Annotated in this window: 16 protein-coding genes; 7 read left to right on the forward strand and 9 right to left on the reverse strand. The window is 71.4% G+C overall.

What is annotated here, in order from left to right:
• Positions 1-6: 6 nt before the first annotated feature.
• Positions 7-1,206: a glutathionylspermidine synthase family protein gene (locus OCT49_RS21800; RefSeq protein ID WP_283853517.1), complete on the forward strand. Its 1,200-nt coding sequence runs from the start codon at positions 7-9 to the stop codon at positions 1,204-1,206.
• 72 nt (positions 1,207-1,278) lie between these two features.
• On the opposite strand, the gene OCT49_RS21805 is transcribed toward OCT49_RS21800, so the two are convergent.
• Together OCT49_RS21805 and rocD are read right to left on the reverse strand one after the other, a co-directional pair.
• Positions 1,279-2,058, reverse strand: coding sequence for an SMI1/KNR4 family protein (locus tag OCT49_RS21805; protein ID WP_283853518.1), 780 nt, complete (start codon positions 2,056-2,058; stop codon positions 1,279-1,281).
• Between the two features lie 72 nt (positions 2,059-2,130).
• The gene (rocD, locus tag OCT49_RS21810) at positions 2,131-3,336 is read right to left on the reverse strand and encodes an ornithine--oxo-acid transaminase (protein WP_283853519.1); all 1,206 of its coding nucleotides are present in this window, start codon (positions 3,334-3,336) and stop codon (positions 2,131-2,133) included.
• Between the two features lie 245 nt (positions 3,337-3,581).
• Here rocD and trpS point away from each other — a divergent pair, with 245 nt between their 5' ends.
• Positions 3,582-4,595, forward strand: a complete 1,014-nt coding sequence (gene trpS / locus OCT49_RS21815) for a tryptophan--tRNA ligase (protein ID WP_283853520.1) — start codon at positions 3,582-3,584, stop codon at positions 4,593-4,595.
• Between the two features lie 111 nt (positions 4,596-4,706).
• Positions 4,707-5,297: a 2'-5' RNA ligase family protein gene (locus OCT49_RS21820; protein ID WP_283853521.1), complete on the forward strand. Its 591-nt coding sequence runs from the start codon at positions 4,707-4,709 to the stop codon at positions 5,295-5,297.
• Positions 5,298-5,364: 67 nt separating this feature from the next.
• Here the strand turns inward: OCT49_RS21820 and dprE2 are convergent, their stop codons facing one another.
• Both dprE2 and dprE1 read right to left on the reverse strand, forming a co-directional pair.
• On the reverse strand, positions 5,365-6,228 hold the full coding sequence (gene dprE2, locus OCT49_RS21825) for a decaprenylphospho-beta-D-erythro-pentofuranosid-2-ulose 2-reductase (RefSeq protein ID WP_283853522.1): 864 nt from the start codon (positions 6,226-6,228) through the stop codon (positions 5,365-5,367).
• 89 nt (positions 6,229-6,317) lie between these two features.
• Entirely contained in the window at positions 6,318-7,682 is a 1,365-nt protein-coding gene (dprE1, locus tag OCT49_RS21830; protein WP_283853523.1) for an FAD-binding oxidoreductase, read from the reverse strand.
• A 142-nt stretch (positions 7,683-7,824) separates the two neighbouring features.
• Here dprE1 and OCT49_RS21835 point away from each other — a divergent pair, with 142 nt between their 5' ends.
• Entirely contained in the window at positions 7,825-8,766 is a 942-nt protein-coding gene (locus OCT49_RS21835) for a YihY/virulence factor BrkB family protein (RefSeq protein WP_283853524.1), read from the forward strand.
• Here OCT49_RS21835 and OCT49_RS21840 read toward each other — a convergent pair.
• A complete protein-coding gene (locus tag OCT49_RS21840; RefSeq protein WP_349632798.1) occupies positions 8,714-9,967 on the reverse strand; it encodes a D-alanyl-D-alanine carboxypeptidase family protein in 1,254 nt (417 codons plus the stop codon). The two genes, OCT49_RS21835 and OCT49_RS21840, sit on opposite strands and share 53 nt — an antisense overlap.
• 121 nt (positions 9,968-10,088) lie before the next feature.
• Here OCT49_RS21840 and OCT49_RS21845 point away from each other — a divergent pair, with 121 nt between their 5' ends.
• From OCT49_RS21845 to OCT49_RS21855, 3 genes are all read left to right on the forward strand, one after another.
• Positions 10,089-10,334 carry an SCO4848 family membrane protein gene (locus OCT49_RS21845; protein ID WP_283853525.1) on the forward strand — a complete coding sequence of 82 codons (246 nt, stop codon included), beginning with the start codon at positions 10,089-10,091 and terminating at the stop codon, positions 10,332-10,334.
• A gap of 54 nt (positions 10,335-10,388) precedes the next feature.
• Positions 10,389-11,816, forward strand: coding sequence for a metallophosphoesterase (locus OCT49_RS21850; RefSeq protein WP_283855893.1), 1,428 nt, complete (start codon positions 10,389-10,391; stop codon positions 11,814-11,816).
• Positions 11,817-12,025: 209 nt separating this feature from the next.
• Positions 12,026-13,582 (forward strand): ABC transporter substrate-binding protein, encoded by a 1,557-nt coding sequence (locus OCT49_RS21855; protein ID WP_283853526.1) that lies wholly within the window; start codon positions 12,026-12,028, stop codon positions 13,580-13,582.
• Positions 13,583-13,709: 127 nt separating this feature from the next.
• On the opposite strand, the gene OCT49_RS21860 is transcribed toward OCT49_RS21855, so the two are convergent.
• The 4 genes from OCT49_RS21860 to sdhA form a co-directional block, all read right to left on the reverse strand.
• Entirely contained in the window at positions 13,710-14,453 is a 744-nt protein-coding gene (locus OCT49_RS21860; protein ID WP_283853527.1) for a TetR/AcrR family transcriptional regulator, read from the reverse strand.
• 122 nt (positions 14,454-14,575) lie between these two features.
• Positions 14,576-15,163 carry a hypothetical protein gene (locus OCT49_RS21865; protein ID WP_283853528.1) on the reverse strand — a complete coding sequence of 196 codons (588 nt, stop codon included), beginning with the start codon at positions 15,161-15,163 and terminating at the stop codon, positions 14,576-14,578.
• Between the two features lie 181 nt (positions 15,164-15,344).
• Positions 15,345-16,103, reverse strand: a complete 759-nt coding sequence (locus OCT49_RS21870; protein ID WP_283853529.1) for a succinate dehydrogenase iron-sulfur subunit — start codon at positions 16,101-16,103, stop codon at positions 15,345-15,347.
• The gene (gene sdhA / locus OCT49_RS21875; RefSeq protein WP_283853530.1) at positions 16,103-17,857 is read right to left on the reverse strand and encodes a succinate dehydrogenase flavoprotein subunit; all 1,755 of its coding nucleotides are present in this window, start codon (positions 17,855-17,857) and stop codon (positions 16,103-16,105) included. The genes OCT49_RS21870 and sdhA overlap by 1 nt, the downstream gene beginning before the upstream one ends.
• Positions 17,858-17,884: the final 27 nt, after the last annotated feature.

A 17,884-nucleotide genomic window follows, 5' to 3' on the forward strand; every position in this document is an offset into this window, starting at 1 on the left:
GCCGGCATGGAGCGCCGCACCACACAGCCGCGTCCCGACTGGCAGGGGACCGTGGAGGAGCAGGGGATCGTCTTCCCGCTCACCCGCTACCCGGACGGGTCGCTGCGCCCGTACTGGGACGAGAGCGCCTACTACGTCTTCTCCCTGCCCGAGGTCGAGGCCCTGGAGGACGTGGTCGAGGAGCTGCACGCGATGTGCCTGGCCGCGGCCGCGCACATCGTGGCGAAGGACCGGTTCGCCGAACTCGGCATCACCGACCGCAGGCTGGCCGGCCTGATCGCCCAGTCCTGGCACCGCAGGGCCGAACTCCCGTCCCTGTACGGCAGGTTCGACCTGCGCTACGACGGGACCGGCCCGGCGAAGATGCTGGAGTACAACGCGGACACCCCCACCTCCCTGGTGGAGGCCGCGAGCGCCCAGTGGTTCTGGATGGAGGACCGCTTCCCGGGCGCCGACCAGTGGAACTCGCTGCACGAACGGCTCGTCGAGGCGTGGCGGCGGCAGGCAGCCCTGCTGCCGCCGGGGCCACTGCACTTCGCGCACTCCGACGGGGACGAACTGGGCGAGGACCTGATGACGGTCGCCTATCTGCGGGAGACCGCGGAGCAGGCCGGCATCGAGACCGAGGCCCTCTCCGTCGAACGGATCGGCTGGGACCGGCTGAGCGGGCGGTTCGTCGACGAACGGCTCCGGTTCATCCGCAGCTGCTTCAAGCTGTACCCGTGGGAGTGGCTGGCCACCGACCGGTTCGGCCCGCACGTGCTGGACACCCTCGACAACGGCGGCGGCACCGGCACCACCTGCTGGATCGAGCCCGCCTGGAAGATGCTGCTGTCCAACAAGGCGCTGCTGGCGATCCTCTGGGAGCTCTACCCGGGCCACCCGAACCTGCTCGCGTCCTACCTCGACGGCCCCCGCGAACTGGCGACGGGCCCGGTCGGCGGGCCCGGCCCCGGCTATGTCGCCAAGCCGCTGCTCGGCCGCGAGGGGGCCGGGGTCACGGTCCACGGACCGGGCAGCCCCGCGGTGTTGCGCGACGAACCGTGCTGCTACCAGGAGCTCGCGCTGCTGCCGGACTTCGACGGCAACCGCGTGGTGCTGGGGGCCTGGGTCGTCGAGGACGAGGCGGCCGGCCTGGGCATCCGGGAGTCCGCCGGACCGGTCACCGACGAGTACGCCCGCTTCCTGCCGCACGTCATCCTCTGAGGGCCGGGCGAGCCGGTCCGGGCCGATCCGGCTCGGCCCGGCGGGGCGGAGCGGCGGGAACCCGTCGCCCCGTCAGGCCCCGGCCGCGCGCAGCCAGCCGATCAGGTCGTCCGTCACGGCTTCGCCCGCCGCCGCGACGTCCGCGCAGACCGCGCCCAGGCCGAGCCGGTGGACGGAGACGCGGTCGCGGCCGTGGCGGCGCATGAAGAACCCGTCGCCCCCGCTGTCGTCCCCGACCAGCACCCAGTGGGGCGCGTACCGGGCCACTTCGAAGGTCTCGTTGCGTTCCGCGAGGGTGTGCGGGCCGTAGACGTGGATCCCGTTGTCGAGCAGCACGCCCGGGGTCGAGCGCCACAGCCGGGCGATCGTGGGGTTGGGGCCGTCCCGCAGCCCGCGCAGCCGTGCGGCCCGGACGGCCAGGAACCCGGCGAAGGACTCCGCCACCGGGTACTCCTCGCCGTCGACGCCGTCCCGGCACACCACCGGGTGCTCCCCCTCCCCGGCCTCCCCGCTCCGGTCGAGGGCGAAGGAGTAGCCGTCCCCGCAGTCGGGCTCGACGGCGAAGCACAGCCGGGCGCCGTTCAGCCGCCACGCGGCGGTGATGGCCTCGTACATGTCGCCGTACATGTCGTCGTCGGCCGCCCCGGCGGGCCCGGCCGTCGCGATCTGCGCGCCGCCGGCCTGCCCGTGGCCGAACTCGGCCAGCCACCACCGGTACGAGGGCGGCAGCGGGCCGACGCGCGTCTCGGCGTCCCGGATCGCCTCCTCCGGCACGGCGGCGGCCGGCCCGCCGACGCCGAACCCCGGCGACTCCTCGACGAGATCCCGCAGTTGCGTCAGGTCAGGTCTCACGGCGCAGAGTCTGCCAGGCCCCGCCACCGGGACGGGCCGGCTCCCGGGGCCAGTGGCGCGACGGCCCCCCGGTCAGTGGCGCAGGACGCCGCGGAGCTGCTCCAGCCCCCAGTCCAGGTCCTCCTTGCTGATCACCAGCGGCGGCGCGATCCGGATCGTCGAGCCGTGGGTGTCCTTGACCAGCACCCCGCGCTCCATCAGCTTCTTGGAGATCTCCCGGCCCGTGCCGAGGGCCGGGGCGATGTCCACGCCCGCCCACAGCCCGCGGCCCCGCACCTCCTCCACCGCGCCGCCACCCACCAGCAGCCCCAGCTCCTGGTGCAGGTGCTCGCCCAGCTCGGCCGCCCGCTGCTGGAACTCGCCGGTGCGGAGCATCGCGACGACCTCCAGCGCGACGGCGCAGGCGAGCGGGTTGCCGCCGAACGTCGAACCGTGCTCGCCGGGCCGGAACACCCCGAGCACCTCCCGCGAGGAGACCACCGCCGACACCGGCACCACACCGCCGCCCAGCGCCTTGCCGAGCAGGTACATGTCCGGCACGACGCCCTCGTGCTCGCACGCGAAGGTCTTCCCGGTCCGGCCGAGCCCCGACTGGATCTCGTCCGCGATGAACAGCACGTCGCGCTCGCGCGTGAGCTCGCGCACCCCCGGGAGGTAGCCCGGCGGCGGCACCAGCACCCCGGCCTCGCCCTGGATCGGCTCCATGAGCACCGCGACGGTGTTCTCCGTCATCGCCTCCCGGAGCGCGGTGAGGTCCCCGTACGGCACGATCTCGAACCCCGGCGTGTACGGGCCGAAGTCCTCCCGCGCCTCCGGGTCCGTGGAGAAGCTGACGATCGTCGTCGTCCGGCCGTGGAAGTTGTTCGCGGCGACGATGATCTTCGCCATGCCGTCCGGGACGCCCTTCACCCGGTAGCCCCACTTGCGGGCCGTCTTCACCGCGGTCTCCACGGCCTCCGCCCCGGTGTTCATCGGGAGCACCGACTCCATGCCGCACAACTCGGCGAGCCGCGTACAGAAGTCGGCGAACCGGTCGTGGTGGAAGGCGCGCGAGGTGAGCGTCACCCGGTCCAGCTGCGCCCTGGCCGCGTCGAGCAGGCGCCGGTTGCCGTGGCCGAAATTGAGCGCCGAGTAACCGGCGAGCATGTCGAGGTAGCGCCGGCCCTCGACATCGGTCATCCAGGCCCCCTCCGCCGTGGCGATCACGACGGGGAGCGGATGGTAATTGTGCGCGCTGTGCGCCTCGGCGGAGGCGATGGCGTTTTCCGTGATCGACACGGGATCTCCGTTCGTCGTGGGCGGGGCGTGGGCGGGGTGGCGCCCACTCTGTATCGTCGGTCGGATCCGGTCCGAGGAAACCTCCGATTCCCGGTGTGCCCGAGCGGCCGGGCAGCGGCGCCCGCGGCCGTCCCCGAGGGCCCCGTCGTGATCCTCGTCTCATTCATGACGGTACGCGCACCCGGGCCCGGCACCTTCCGTACCGGCTGCCGGAGATCGCCTCCACACCTGAGACAATGAGTCCCATGGCCTCTGAACGTCCCCGCGTGCTCTCCGGAATCCAGCCCACCGCAGGCTCGTTCCACCTCGGCAACTATCTCGGTGCGGTCCGCCAGTGGGTGGCGCTGCAGGAATCCCACGACGCCTTCTACATGGTCGTCGACCTGCACGCGATCACCGTTCCGCAGGACCCGGCGGAGCTGCGCGCGAACACCCGGCTCGCCGTCGCCCAGCTCCTCGCCGCCGGTCTCGACCCCGAGCGGTGCACGCTCTTCGTCCAGAGCCACGTCCCCGAGCACGCCCAGCTCGGCTGGATCATGAACTGCCTCACCGGCTTCGGCGAGGCCTCGCGCATGACGCAGTTCAAGGACAAGTCGGCCAAGCAGGGCGCCGACCGCACCACCGTCGGTCTCTTCACGTACCCGATGCTGATGGTCGCCGACATCCTGCTGTACCAGGCCGACCAGGTCCCGGTCGGCGAGGACCAGCGCCAGCACCTGGAGCTGACCCGCAACCTCGCCGAGCGGTTCAACGGCACCTACGGCGACACCTTCACCGTGCCGGACCCGTACATCCTCAAGGAGACGGCGAAGATCTACGACCTCCAGGACCCGTCGTCCAAGATGAGCAAGTCGGCGGCCACCCCGAAGGGTCTGATCAACCTCCTCGACGAGCCGAAGGCCACCGCCAAGAAGGTGAAGAGCGCGGTCACCGACACCGACACGGTCATCCGCTTCGACCGCGTGGAGAAGCCCGGCGTCAGCAACCTGCTGAGCATCTACTCGACACTCACGGGCACCGGTGTCGCGGATCTGGAGCAGAAGTACGAGGGCAAGGGCTACGGTGCGCTCAAGACCGACCTCGCCGAGGTCATGGTCGAGTTCGTCACACCGTTCCGGACCCGCACCCAGGAATACCTGGACGACCCGGAGACACTGGACTCGATCCTGGCCAAGGGCGCGGAGAAGGCCCGTTCCGTGGCCGCCGAGACCCTGGCCCGCACGTACGACCGAATGGGCTTCCTGCCTGCGAAGCACTGAGTCCAAGGGCCCTGGCGGTTTCGGTGCCGCAGGCGGCACACTGGCGACGGAAGCCGACCAGGTGGGTGGCCGAAAACAGGTCATCGACCATCGAGGATTGAGGAGAACGACGTGGGGACCGTAACGCTCGGCGTTTCGATCGCGGTCCCGGAGCCCTACGGCAGCCTGCTCCAGGAGCGGCGCGCGAGCTTCGGGGATCCTGCCGCGTACGGCATTCCCACCCACGTCACCCTGCTTCCGCCGACCGAGGCCGACGCGGCCGCCCTGCCCGCGATCGAGGCGCACCTCGCCCAGATCGCGACGGGCGGCCGTCCCTTCCCGATGCGGCTGTCCGGCACGGGGACCTTCCGGCCGCTCTCGCCGGTGGTCTTCGTGCAGGTCGTCGAGGGCGGCTCGGCCTGCTCCTGGCTCCAGAAGCGGGTCCGGGACGGTTCGGGGCCGCTGGTCCGCGAGCTCCAGTTCCCGTACCACCCGCACGTGACCGTGGCGCACGACATCCCCGAGGCGGCGATGGACCGGGCGTACGAGGAGCTCTCCGACTACGAGGCGTCCTGGACCTGCGGTTCCTTCGCGCTGTACGAGCAGGGCGCGGACAGCGTCTGGCGCAAGATCAACGAGTTCCCGTTCGGGGCCGGGGACGGCATGCCGGCCGTGCCCGCGCAGAGCGGCTCGTCCGTGGACGAGCCCTCTCTGCAGCCCTGATCACCACCCTCCGCACGCCCTCTTCGCCCCCCGGCGTGCCCCGGGTGACCCCTTCACCTCCTCCGGTTCAGAGCGGCAGGCGCCGGAACAGCGGGCGCGGCACGTGCCGCAGTGCCGACATCACCGCGCGGAGCGACCCGGGCACCCAGACCGTCTCCGAGCGCCGTCGCAGCCCCGCCACGATGGCCTCCGCGATCGCGTCCGGGGTCGTGGTGAGGGACGGCGCCTCCAGGGGAGCCGAGGCGAACCGGGCGGCGGCCAGCCGGGCCGCCTCGACCCGGGGCGCCCCGATCCACGGCGTACCGGCCGCCTCCCCGGCCCCGGCCGTCTCCGTCGCGTCGTCGGGGGCCGCCCCCGGCCGCACGACACCGGGGCGCACGACCATCACATGCACCCCGGTGTCGTGCAGCGCGTCGCCCAGCCCCTGCGCGAACGTGTCCAGGCCCGCCTTGCTGGACCCGTAGATGAAGTCGGCGCGGCGCACGCGCTCGCCCGCCACCGAGGACAGCACCACCAGCGAACCGTGCCCCTGCGCCTGGAGCGCGCCGGCGCACACCAGCCCGGCGGAGACGGCCCCCGTGTAGTTGGTCCGGACGACCCGGACCGCGGACAGCGGCTCCTCCTCGTCGCGTTCCTGGTCGCCCGCGATCCCGAAGGCGAGCAGCACCATGTCGATGTCGCCCTCGGCGAAGACCTCGCCGAGCACGGCCTCGTGGGACTCGGAGTCGAGGGCGTCGAAGTCGACCGTGCGGACGTCGGCGCCGCGTGCGCGCAGTTCGGCGGCGGCCGCGTCGAGGGCGGGGGAGGGGCGCCCGGCCAGCCGGACCGTGCGGGTCCGCAGCGCGATCAGCCGCCGCGCGGTGGCCAGGGCGATCTCCGAGGTGCCGCCGAGTACGAGCAGGGACTGCGGGGCTCCGAAGGCGTCCTTCACGAAAACGCTCCTTGCAGACAGGTGTGATGACCAGGGGTGGGGGTGGTGACGGAGGGCATGGTGACGGAGGGCGCGGAACGCGGCGCCGGTCAGAGCGACAGACGGCGCGACAGGTCCGAGCGGAACGCCCCGTACGGGTCCAACTCGGCGCGCAGCGAACGGAATTCGTCCAGTTTCGGATACATGGCGGCCAGCAGTTCGGGCCGCAGCCGGGAGTCCTTCGCCAGGCAGACCCGGCCGCCGGCCGCCGCCACCTCCTCGTCCAGCGAGTCCAGGAACCGGGCCAGGCCGGGCAGGGCGGCGGGCAGGTCGAGGGCGAGCGTCCAGCCGGGCACGGGGAACGACAGCCAGCCCGGGTCGCTCGCGCCGAACCGCTTCAGCACCGCGTACGACGACGGGCAGCGCCGCAGGGAGATCCGGCGCACGATCCGCCGCAGCGCCTCCTCCTGTCCGAAGCCGACGGCGAACTGGTACCGCACCGACCCGCCGCGCCCCCGGGGCCGGTCCCGGGCCGGCCCGTCCAGGAAGCGGAAGAACGCGGCGGGCCGCTGGAGTTCGCCGGGCCGGTACCCGGGCGCGCCGCGGTACCGGAGCTCGCCCAGGAGGGCGGCGCAGACCCCGCCGGGCAGCGAGTGGGGCACGAGGGCGGAGAGGGAGGGCAGCCGGCCCGGACGGAACGCGAACGGGGTGCGCCGGGCGGGCGCCGGGCGCGCGTACCGGGGCGCCCGGCCGTCCCGGGGCACGGGCTCGGCCCGGGTGAGCACGCCGCGCCCCGTCGCCCGGCCGCGGGCGAGGAGGTCGATCCGGGCGGCCGAGTAGCGGTAGCGATGGTCCCCGGCGGAGAGCCGGTCCATCAGGTCGTCCAGGTCGACGGCGCGTTCGGTGTCGACCGACAGCCACGATCCGGTGACGCGGTGGCAGCGCAGCGTCGCCGAGAGGATCACGCCCGTCAGGCCCAGACCGCCCGCGGTCGCGTGGAAGAGCACGGTGCCGGGGCGGACCGTGTGGATCTCGCCGTCGGCGGTCAGCAGCTCCAACTCCTGGACGTGGCGCGAGAAGGAGCCGGAGTGGTGCTGGTCGTGGCCGTGCGCGTCGACGCCGATCGCGCCGCCCACGGTGACGTACCGGTTCGGGGACGGGGTGGGCACGGACCAGCCGAGCGGCCGCAGGACCTCCGCCAGCCGGTGCAGGCCGACCCCGGCGTCGCAGACCACCAGCCCGGCGGTGGCGTCGACGGTGCGGATCCGGTCGAGCGCGGTCATGTCGAGGACGGAGCCGCCCGCGTTCTGCGCCGCGTCGCCGTGGGATCCGCCCAGCCCCCGGGCGATGGAGCCGCGGGGCCCGCAGCCGCGTACCGTCGCCGCCGCCTCCTCGTACGTGCGCGGGCGGAACCGCAGAGCGGTCGTCGGGGCGGTACGGCCCCAGCCGGTCAGGGACACCGTGTCGACAGACATGACGGTGACCGTAGCGCCAGGGAAAACCCTTTTGGGGGATTTGTTACGGTGCTCACCGTTATGGGTGATTGAGGGGGTGCCGGGTCGCACACCGGCGGGGCCGGGCACGGTTCCCGGCGCCCGGACGGGTAAGCCGTACGTCATGGACTGGCTGAAAAAACTCCCCGTCATCGGGCCGATCGTCTCCCGGCTGATGGCGACGCACGCGTGGCGTTCCTACGAGACGCTGGAACGGGTCCACTGGACCAGGCTCGCCGCCGCGATCACCTTCACCAGTTTCCTGGCGCTCTTCCCGCTGATCGCGGTCGGTGCGGCGATCGGTGCCGCGCTGCTCTCCGACGAGCAGCTGCGCAAGATCGAGGACAAGCTCGCCGAGCAGGTGCCGGGCATCTCCGACCAGCTCGGCATCGAGGGCCTGGTGGCCCACGCGGGCACGGTCGGGGCGGTGGCCGGTGCGCTGCTGCTCCTCACCGGGATCGGCTGGCTCGGCTCGATGCGCGACTGCCTGCGCGCCGTCTGGGGCCGGGACGACGTGGACACCGGCAACCCGGTCGTCCGCAAGCTCAAGGACGCGGGGCTGCTGCTCGGGCTCGGCGGCGCGGCGCTCGCGACCCTCGCGATCTCCTCGGTGGGCACCGTCGCGGTCGGCCGGACCGCCGGTCTGCTGAACATCCCGGACCGGGGCGCGGGCGGTGTGGTGCTCCAGGTGGCCGCCATGGCCGTGGGGGCGCTCTGCGGCTTCCTGCTGCTGCTCTACCTGCTGACCCTGCTGCCCGGGGTGGAGCCGCCGCGGCGCAGGCTGCTGGTCGCGGGCGCGATCGGCGCGATCGGCTTCGAACTGCTCAAGCTGCTGCTCGGCAGCTACATGAAGGACGTGGCGTCCAAGAGCATGTACGGCGCCTTCGGGGTGCCCGTGGCCCTGCTGCTCTGGCTCAACTTCACGGCGAAACTGCTGCTGTTCTGCGCCGCCTGGACGGCGACGCAGAACAGCGGGGGCGCCGAGGACGCCGAAGGGGCCGGGAAGGGGGCCGTCAGCGGCGGGGGAGGCGACGCACCAGGTCCGGCAGCGGCCAGCGCCGGTTGACCAGGAACACCCCGCCGGCCAGCAGCACCAGGACGCCGCCGACGATGCCCAGCGCGACCCCGACACCACTGCTGCCGCCCTCGTCGTCGGCGGCCGTCTTCCCGGCGCTCTCGGGGCCGTGCCCGCCCCTGTCCTCGCCCTGCGCGGCCGGGGCGCCCTTGCCCGATCCGGTGTCGGCGGACTTCGGGGGCACCAGCTCACCGACCGGGGTGACCTTGCCGCTCGCCTGGAAGCCCCAGTCCAGCAGGCTCGCGGCCTCCTTGTAGACGGCGTGGGTCTCCTCGGATGACGGGTTCATGACGGTGACGAGCAGCACCTTGCCGTCGCGTTCGGCGACACCGGTGAAGGTGTTCCCGGCGTGCGAGGTGTAGCCGTTCTTGACGCCCGCGATCCCCTTGTACGGCTCGACGCCGTCCGCGCCGGTCAGCAGCCGGTTGGTGTTCTGGATCGCGAAGCTCTCCCGCTTCCCGCCCTTCTTCTTCGCGCCGGGGAACTGCGCCTCGACCGTCGAGGCGTACTCCCGGAAGTCCGCCTTCTGCAGCCCGCTGCGGGCGAACAGCGTCAGGTCGTACGCGCTGGAGACCTGCCGGGGCGCGTCGTACCCGTCGGGCGAGACCACCGTGGTGTCGAGCGCCTGCAACTCCTCGGCGTGCGTCTGCATGGCCTCGACGGCCTTGGGCACGCCGCCGTACATCGCGGACAGCACGTGCACCGCGTCGTTGCCCGAGCGCAGGAACACCCCGAGCCACAGGTCGTGGACCGTGTAGGAGAGGTCCTCCTTGATGCCGACCAGGCTGCTGCCCTCGCCGAGATCGGCCAGGTCCTCGTCCCGGACGGTGTACTCACGGGTCTTCGGCTGGAGCGCGGGCATCAGGGTGTCCGCGAAGAGCATCTTCAGGGTGGAGGCGGGCGGCAGCCGCCAGTGCGCGTTGTGCGAGGCGAGGACCTCGCCGTTCTCCGCGTCCGCGACGATCCAGGACCGGCCCGTGAGGTCCTTCGGCAGCACCGGGGCGCCCGGCTTCAGCCGGACCTGCGTACCGCTCCTCCCCAGCAGTTCGCCACCGACCCGGGACATGCCTGCGGGCGGCTTCGGCGCGTCGTCGGAGGTGTCCTTGCCGACCGCCGATGCCGGCGCGATGGCAAAACTGGACAACAAGGCGGCTGAGATGACCGTCAGGGCGGTCTTTTTGAGAGCAGGCACGGTCGGAAACGTACAGGCAGATGATATGGGAAGGAGGGCGGATGGCTTGACCCGCCGCATGTACCGCCGGGACGGCCCACCCCGGGCGGCTTTGCCGGAGCGCGGCGGAGATACTGGGTCCATGAAGCTCAGCCGCCCCGTTTCCTGGTTCCTGCTCGCTTTCGGGGTGTGGAGCTGGTTCATCTGGATCACTTTCGTCAAAAACCTATGGAAGGACGGCAGCGGACTCGCCTTCGACGACGCGGGTGACCCGACTGCGTACTTCTGGGTGCATCTGCTGCTCGCGATCACGTCCTTTCTCCTGGGGACGGTCATCGGCGTGATCGGGTTCCGTGGTGTCAGGGCGCTGCGTCGCGACCGTACGTGACGAGCAGTAGGCCGGGTGGGGAGCAAGCTGGTGGCAGTGGCGGGTTTCGTGGTGATGGTGGTCGTGGTGCTCGCGCTGTTCGGCGGCGTGCACCGCTACCTGTGGTGCCGACTGGTCCGTGACACGACGGCCGGGGGCGGCGCCCTGCGCAGGGCCGGCACCGCGGCCGCGTTCGTCCTGCCGCTGCTGAGCCTCGGCGCCCTGGTCTCCGGCCGTGTGGGGGCGCCCTTCCCGCTCCAGCAGGCGCTGGCCTGGCCCGGCTACCTCTGGCTGGCCGCGGTGCTGTACCTGACCCTGGCCCTGCTGGTGGGGGAGGCGGTACGGCCGGTCCTGCGCCGGGTGCTCGCGAGGCGGGCGGACCGGGCGGGAAGCGGTGGGGGCGGGGCACGGGAGCCCGGTACGGATGACGGGAGCCACCCGGACCGCTCCCCGGCCGCGGAGCCGACCGGGCCGACCGAGTTGGCCGAGCCGGCCGAGGTGGCCGCGTCGACCGGGCCGGTCACCGGATCCCGGCAGGCCGCGACGGAGGGAGCCGACGGGACGGCCGGTGCGGCCGGCGCACCCGGCTCCCTGGCGGTCGCCACCGCCGCCGGCGACGCGCCGGCCCCCGACGCCCCGAGCACTGTCGACGCCTCCGCCCCGCGCCGCCCCCTCGGCCCCTCGCGCCGGTTGTTCGTCTCCCGGATCGTCGGCGGTGCCGCCGCCGTCGCGGGGCTCGGGACGGTCGGCCTGGGCGCCCACGGGGTGCTGCGCGGGCCGAGGGTCGAGCGGGTCACCGTCCCGCTCGCCAAACTGCCCCGCTCCGCGCACGGCTTCCGGATCGCCGTCGTCAGCGACATCCACCTCGGCCCGATCCTCGGCAGCGCCCACACCCGGCGGATCGTCGACACGATCAACCGGACCGGGCCGGACCTGATCGCCGTCGTCGGCGACCTCGTCGACGGAACCGTCGCCGACCTCGGCCCGGCGGCGGAGCCGCTCGCCGGACTGCGCGCCCGGCACGGCAGTTTCTTCGTCACCGGAAACCACGAGTACTACTCCGGTGCGGCCCAATGGATCGACCAGGTACGCGAGTTGGGCCTCCACCCGCTGGAGAACGCCCGGGTGGAGATCGACGGGTTCGACCTCGCGGGCGTCAACGACGTCGCCGGGGAGAGCGAGGGGCAGGGCCCCGACTTCGCCCGCGCGCTCGGCGACCGGGACCGGGCCCGCGCCGCCGTCCTCCTCGCCCACCAGCCCGTCGTCATCCACGACGCCGTCGCCCATGGCGTGGACCTCCAGCTCTCCGGCCACACCCACGGCGGTCAGCTCTGGCCGGGCAACCTCATCGCCGGCCTGGCCAACCCCACCGTCGCCGGCCTCGACCGGTACGGCGACACCCAGCTCTACGTCTCGCGCGGCGCGGGCGCCTGGGGGCCGCCCGTGCGGGTCGGCGCCCCCTCCGACATCACCGTCGTGGAACTCGCCTCGCTTCGGGCCTGACCTCGTGGTTCGTGGGTCCGGGCCGCGGGGAACGGCAGGTTCCGGCCTTTTGGGTGCACCCGAGGTTTCAAGTGTCCAACGAAAGGCTATGAATGCCAGTTTCACTCTTCCAGATGTGAATATCGTGTGATTGGGTGAGCGGGAGCGTGCGGTGATGTGCGTATCTGAAGCACAACACCGAGGTGGGGCTGGTAAGGGAGAGCACGACAATGCAGTCGATCCGGCTACGGATTCTTGCGATCATCGGGGTTCTGCTTGTCGTGGGCGTCGGGGTCTGGCAGCTGCTCCCCTCGAGCGATGTGGACGAGACCCCGATCGCGGTCGGTACCACGGACGTGGTCACCTCGCTGGACCCGGCCGGTGCGTACGACGCGGGTTCCTGGGCGATCTACAGCAACCTCTACCAGTCCCTCCTGACCTTCAAGCCCGGGGCGACCGTCCCCGAGCCCGACGCCGCCGAGAGCTGCGGATTCGTCGGCCAGAAGCTTCAGACGTACCAGTGCAAGCTCCGTGACGACCTGACCTTCTCCAACGGCCGGCCGATCACCGCGGCCGATGTCAAGTACTCCATCGACCGCATGCTCAAGATCAAGACGGAAGCCGGCCCGTGGGTGCTGTTCCCGAGCCTGAAGAACGTCGTGACCGAGGGCCGCACCATCACGTTCAACCTCTCCTCGCGCGACGCGACCTTCCCGCAGAAGCTCGCCACGGGAGCCGGTTCGATCGTCGACCGCGCGTCGTACCCGGCGGACAAGCTCAGGAGCGGCAACACGGTCGACGGCTCGGGGCCCTTCACTTTGAAGTCGTACCGGTCGGGCGTCATCGCCGAGCTGGTCCCCAACCCCCGGTACAAGGGCGCGCTGAAGGAGACCGGCGTCCCGGTCACCGTGCGCTACTACGAGAACTCGGACAAGCTCCTGGCCGCATGGGAGGGCAAGCGGATCGACATCACGCACCGCGAGCTGCCGCCGGCCACGATCGCCGAGCTGAACCCCGGTGACCCCGACCTGCGCGTCACCGAGGCGGACAGCGCCGAGATCCGCAACCTCGTCTTCAACGTCCGCCCCGGTTCCCCGATGGCCGACAAGAAGGTCCGGCAGGCGGTCGCCTCGATCGTCGACCGCGGGCCCCTGGTGAGCAACGTCTACAAGAGCACCGTCGAGCCGCTCTACTCGCTGATACCGCAGGGGTACATCGGGCACAGCACGCCGTTCTTCGACGCCTACCCGACGCCCGACCCCGAGCGCGCCAGGAAGCTGCTGGACGAAGCCGGCGTGCAGACGCCGGTGCGCATCAAATTCGGCTACGGCGGTGGCGACGAGATCCAGGCGAAGGAGACCGAGGAGCTCCGCCGCCAGCTGGAGGAGGACGGGCTGTTCAAGCTGGAGGTCCACGCCGTCGAGTGGACGAAGTTCCAGAAGGAGTACGCGGCCGGCAAGTACGACGCGTACACGGTCGGCTGGTTCCCCGACTACCCGGACCCCGACACCTTCAGCCAGCCGCTGGTCGGCCGGGGCAACGCCCTCCACAACGGCTACTCCAGCAAGAAGGTGGACAGCCTGATCGGCTCCACGCTGCAGTACAGCGACCGGGGCCGCACCACGGACGACTTCAAGTCCCTCCAGGCGCAGGTCGGCGAGGACGTGCCGCTGATCCCGTTGTGGCAGAAGAAGGAGTACTCCGTCAGCACGACGAGCGTGGCCGGCTCGCAGTACCTCTCGGACGGTACCGGCATCTGGCGACTCTGGGAGCTGCGCCGGATCTGACGGCCCCGCAGGGCGGGCCGAGGACCGGGCCCCCGCAGAGCGGGCCCCGCAGGACGAGCGAGGGGCGGTGCGCCCCCGGCAGAACGCCGGGGAGCGCACCGCCCCTCGGTCCGTTCGCCCCCGGCTCTCAGGGCTTCTTCGGCTCCGGTCCGCCGGACGGCCCGTCCTTGGCCCTCGCCGCGCCGGGCAGGAACTCCTCCAGCACGTCGTGCATCTGCCGCACCACCGGACGCAGCATCCGGAACCGGGAGAGCGCGATGACGCGGGCGCCGATCGGGGTGCAGCGCTCGACCAGCCGGCGGCTGCGTTCGGCGTGCTCGGTCCGGTCGTACACCCAGTACAGCACCAGGCCCATCTGGACCAGCCACATCAACTGCGGCAGGTAATCGTCCAGTTCGGGGTCGGTGCGGGTGTCGGAGCCGTCCAGGCACCGCCGGTGGATGGCGATCGCCGCCTCGCGCGCCGCGACGGACTGGGCCGAGAACGGGCTGAGCGGACTCTCCGGGTCGGCGGCGTTCTTGAAGAACTGGGCGGCGAAGCGGTGGTACGGCTCCGCCACGTCCAGCCAGGTGAGCAGGACCCCCCGCATGCGCGCCGCGAGGTCCTTCTCCTCGTCCAGGACCTTCTGCACGGCCGCCGCGTGCTCGGCGGCGAGCCGGTCGTAGAAGCCCTGGACGAGATGTTCCTTGCTCGTGAAGTAGTAGTAGGCGTTCCCGACGGAGACGCCCGCCTCCTGGGCGATGGCCCGCATCGTCGTCCTGTCGTAGCCGCGTTCCTGGAAGAGCCGGAGCGCGGTTTCGAGGATGAGGGCGCGGGTCTGCTCGCTCTTGGGAGCCTTGACTGCCTTTACGTCCTTCACTTCCTTCACCACGGTCCTGAGGGTATCGGCCCGGGGCCGCACGACCCCGGGCCGGTGGTGACGGACCACGGCCGCGGACCGCAGAAACAGAACGCGGGAGGTGGTGCGGGGTGCCCGAAAGGTCCGGCGTAACCTCAGACGCTCATGGCGCGGGCCGTGTTGAGCTGGGCCATCACCATGGGGAAGGTGTCCGGGGAGACCGCCGGGATCATCGTCGAGTGGTGCCGGCCGCCGCTGGTCACCGTGACCTGGATGAAGCCGGTCGTCCGCTTCTCCTTCATCAGGAGGAACAGCAGACCGATCAGGCAGAGCAGCGCGAAGACGATCGCGAGCACGATCGCCACCGTCGGGATCTTCTCCTCGGTGCGCGACAGGTCCGTGGCCGTCCACACCGCGCCCTTGAGGGGCATCGGCCCGGCCGGCGTCACGATCTGGTCGTTCATGACGGCGATGTCGCCGAACGTCAGCACCGGCATGCCGGCTCCGGGCGGCATCCCCGGCTGCGGGAAACCGGCGCCGGGCATGGTCGGCTGGGCGGCGGCCCCCTGCGGATAGCCGTGGGCGGGGCCGGGCTGGGCGGCGGACTCGGGCAGCGGCTGCGGATAGCCGTACGCCGGGGCGCCGCCCCCCTGGCCGTCCGCGGCGGTGGGCGGATTGTTCTGCTGCCGGGGGTCAGGACCCCACTTGTACGATTCGTCCGCGTACGGATTCGGATCGCTCAACGTTCCCCGCTCTCGGTCGGTCCTGCGCGCCCCGGGGCCCTGCCGCACCGGGGCGGTGAACCGGTGACCGGTTCCGCACGACCGTACCGTCAAGTGCCGGGCGGCGCAGCAAGGCGGCCCCGTCTCCCGCGCGAACACTGCGGGGGACGGGGCCGCCGATGCGGTCGGTGACCGAGGGGGCTCAGAAGCGGCGCGTGATCAGCGCCCGCTTGACCTCCTGGATCGCCTTGGTGACCTCGATGCCACGCGGGCAGGCGTCCGTGCAGTTGAACGTGGTGCGGCAACGCCACACGCCGTCACGGTCGTTGAGGATCTCCAGGCGCTGCTCGCCGCCCTCGTCGCGCGAGTCGAAGATGAAGCGGTGCGCGTTGACGATCGCCGCCGGGCCGAAGTACTGGCCGTCGTTCCAGAACACCGGGCACGAGGACGTGCACGCGGCGCACAGGATGCACTTGGTGGTGTCGTCGAAGCGCTCGCGGTCCTCGGCGGACTGCAGGCGCTCGCGGGTCGGCTCGTTCCCCTTGGTGATGAGGAAGGGCATGACGTCGCGGTACGCCTGGAAGAACGGCTCCATGTCGACCACGAGGTCCTTGAGGACCGTGAGGCCCTTTATGGCCTCGATCGTGATCGGCTTGTCCGGGTTGATGTCCTTGATCAGGGTCTTGCAGGCGAGCCGGTTCTTGCCGTTGATCCGCATCGCGTCGGAGCCGCAGATGCCGTGCGCGCAGGAGCGGCGGAACGTCAGGGTCCCGTCCATGTCCCACTTGATCTTGTGAAGGGCGTCGAGCACACGCTCCTTCGGGTCGATCGTGACCTGGAAGTCCTGCCACTGGGCCTCGTCGGAGACCTCGGGGTTGAAGCGGCGGATCCGGAAGGTCGCCGTGATGTACGGCGAGGCGGCGGACTGCGTCTCGACCTTGTCCAGAGTCGGGGTTGCCATCAGTACTTACGCTCCATCGGCTGGTAGCGGGTCTGGACGACCGGCTTGTAGTCGAGCCGGATCGACTCGGTGCCGTCGGCCGCGACCTCGCGGTACGCCATGGTGTGGCGCATGAAGTTGACGTCGTCGCGGTTCGGGTAGTCCTCGCGGTAGTGACCGCCGCGGGACTCCTTGCGGGCCAGCGCGGAGGTCGCCATGACCTCGGCCAGGTCGAGCAGGTTGCCCAGCTCGATGGCTTCCAGGAGGTCCGTGTTGAACCGCTTGCCCTTGTCCTGGATGGACACGTCGAGGTAGCGCCTGCGCAGCTCGGCGATCTTGTCGACGGCCGTCTTGATGGTCTGCTCGGTGCGGAACACCATCACGTTGGCGTCCATGCACTCCTGCAGCTCCTGGCGGAGCGCCGCGACGCGCTCGGTGCCCGTCGAGTTGCGCAGGCGCTCGACCTGCTCCTCGACCAGCTGCGCCGGGTTCTCGGGAAGCTCGACGAAGTCGTGCTTCGCGGAGTACTCGGCGGCGGCGATGCCCGCGCGACGCCCGAAGACGTTGATGTCGAGCAGCGAGTTGGTGCCCAGGCGGTTGGCGCCGTGCACGGACACGCACGCGACCTCGCCGGCGGCGTACAGGCCCGGGACGACGGTGGTGTTGTCGGCCAGCACCTCGCCCTCGACGTTGGTCGGGATGCCGCCCATGGCGTAGTGCGCGGTCGGCTGGATCGGGATCGGGTCCGTGTAGGGCTCGATGCCGAGGTACGTGCGCGCGAACTCGGTGATGTCCGGGAGCTTGGCGTCCAGCTGCTCCGGCGGCAGGTGCGTGAGGTCGAGGTAGACGTGGTCGCCCTCGGGACCGCAGCCGCGGCCCTCGCGGATCTCCGTGTAGATGGAGCGGGACACGACGTCACGGGACGCGAGGTCCTTCATGACCGGCGCGTACTTCTCCATGAAGCGCTCGCCGTCCTTGTTGCGGAGGATGCCGCCCTCACCGCGGGCGCCCTCCGTCAGCAGGATGCCCATGCGCCAGATGCCCGTCGGGTGGAACTGGAAGAACTCCATGTCCTCCAGCGGCAGCCCGCGGCGCCAGGCGGCGGCCTGGCCGTCACCGGTCAGGGTGTGCGCGTTCGACGTCACCTTGAAGAACTTGCCGGTGCCGCCGGAGGCGAAGATGATCGACTTCGCCTGGAAGACGTGGATCTCGCCGGTCGCCAGCTCGTACGCGACGACGCCCGCGGACTTCTTGACCCCGTCGACCTCCTGGAGCAGCAGGTCGAGGACGTAGAACTCGTTGAAGAACTCCACGCCCTCCTTGACGCAGTTCTGGTACAGCGTCTGGAGGATCATGTGGCCGGTGCGGTCCGAGGCGTAGCAGGACCGGCGGACGGGGGCCTCGCCGTGGTTGCGGCTGTGCCCGCCGAAGCGGCGCTGGTCGATGCGGCCCTCGGGCGTGCGGTTGAACGGCAGGCCCATCTTCTCCAGGTCGAGGACGGAGTCGATGGCCTCCTTCGCCAGGATCTCGGCGGCGTCCTGGTCGACCAGGTAGTCACCGCCCTTGATCGTGTCGAAGGTGTGCCACTCCCAGTTGTCCTCCTCCACGTTGGCCAGCGCGGCGGCCATGCCGCCCTGCGCGGCGCCCGTGTGGGAGCGGGTGGGGTAGAGCTTGGTGAGCACGGCGGTGCGGCTGCGCTTCGTGGACTCGATGGCCGCGCGCATACCGGCGCCGCCGGCGCCGACGATGACGGTGTCGTACTTGTGGATCTGCATGATTTCCTCTGGTCCCTCTGGCCCGGC

The organism is Streptomyces sp. ML-6 (genome assembly GCF_030116705.1).
GTDB lineage: Bacteria > Actinomycetota > Actinomycetes > Streptomycetales > Streptomycetaceae > Streptomyces.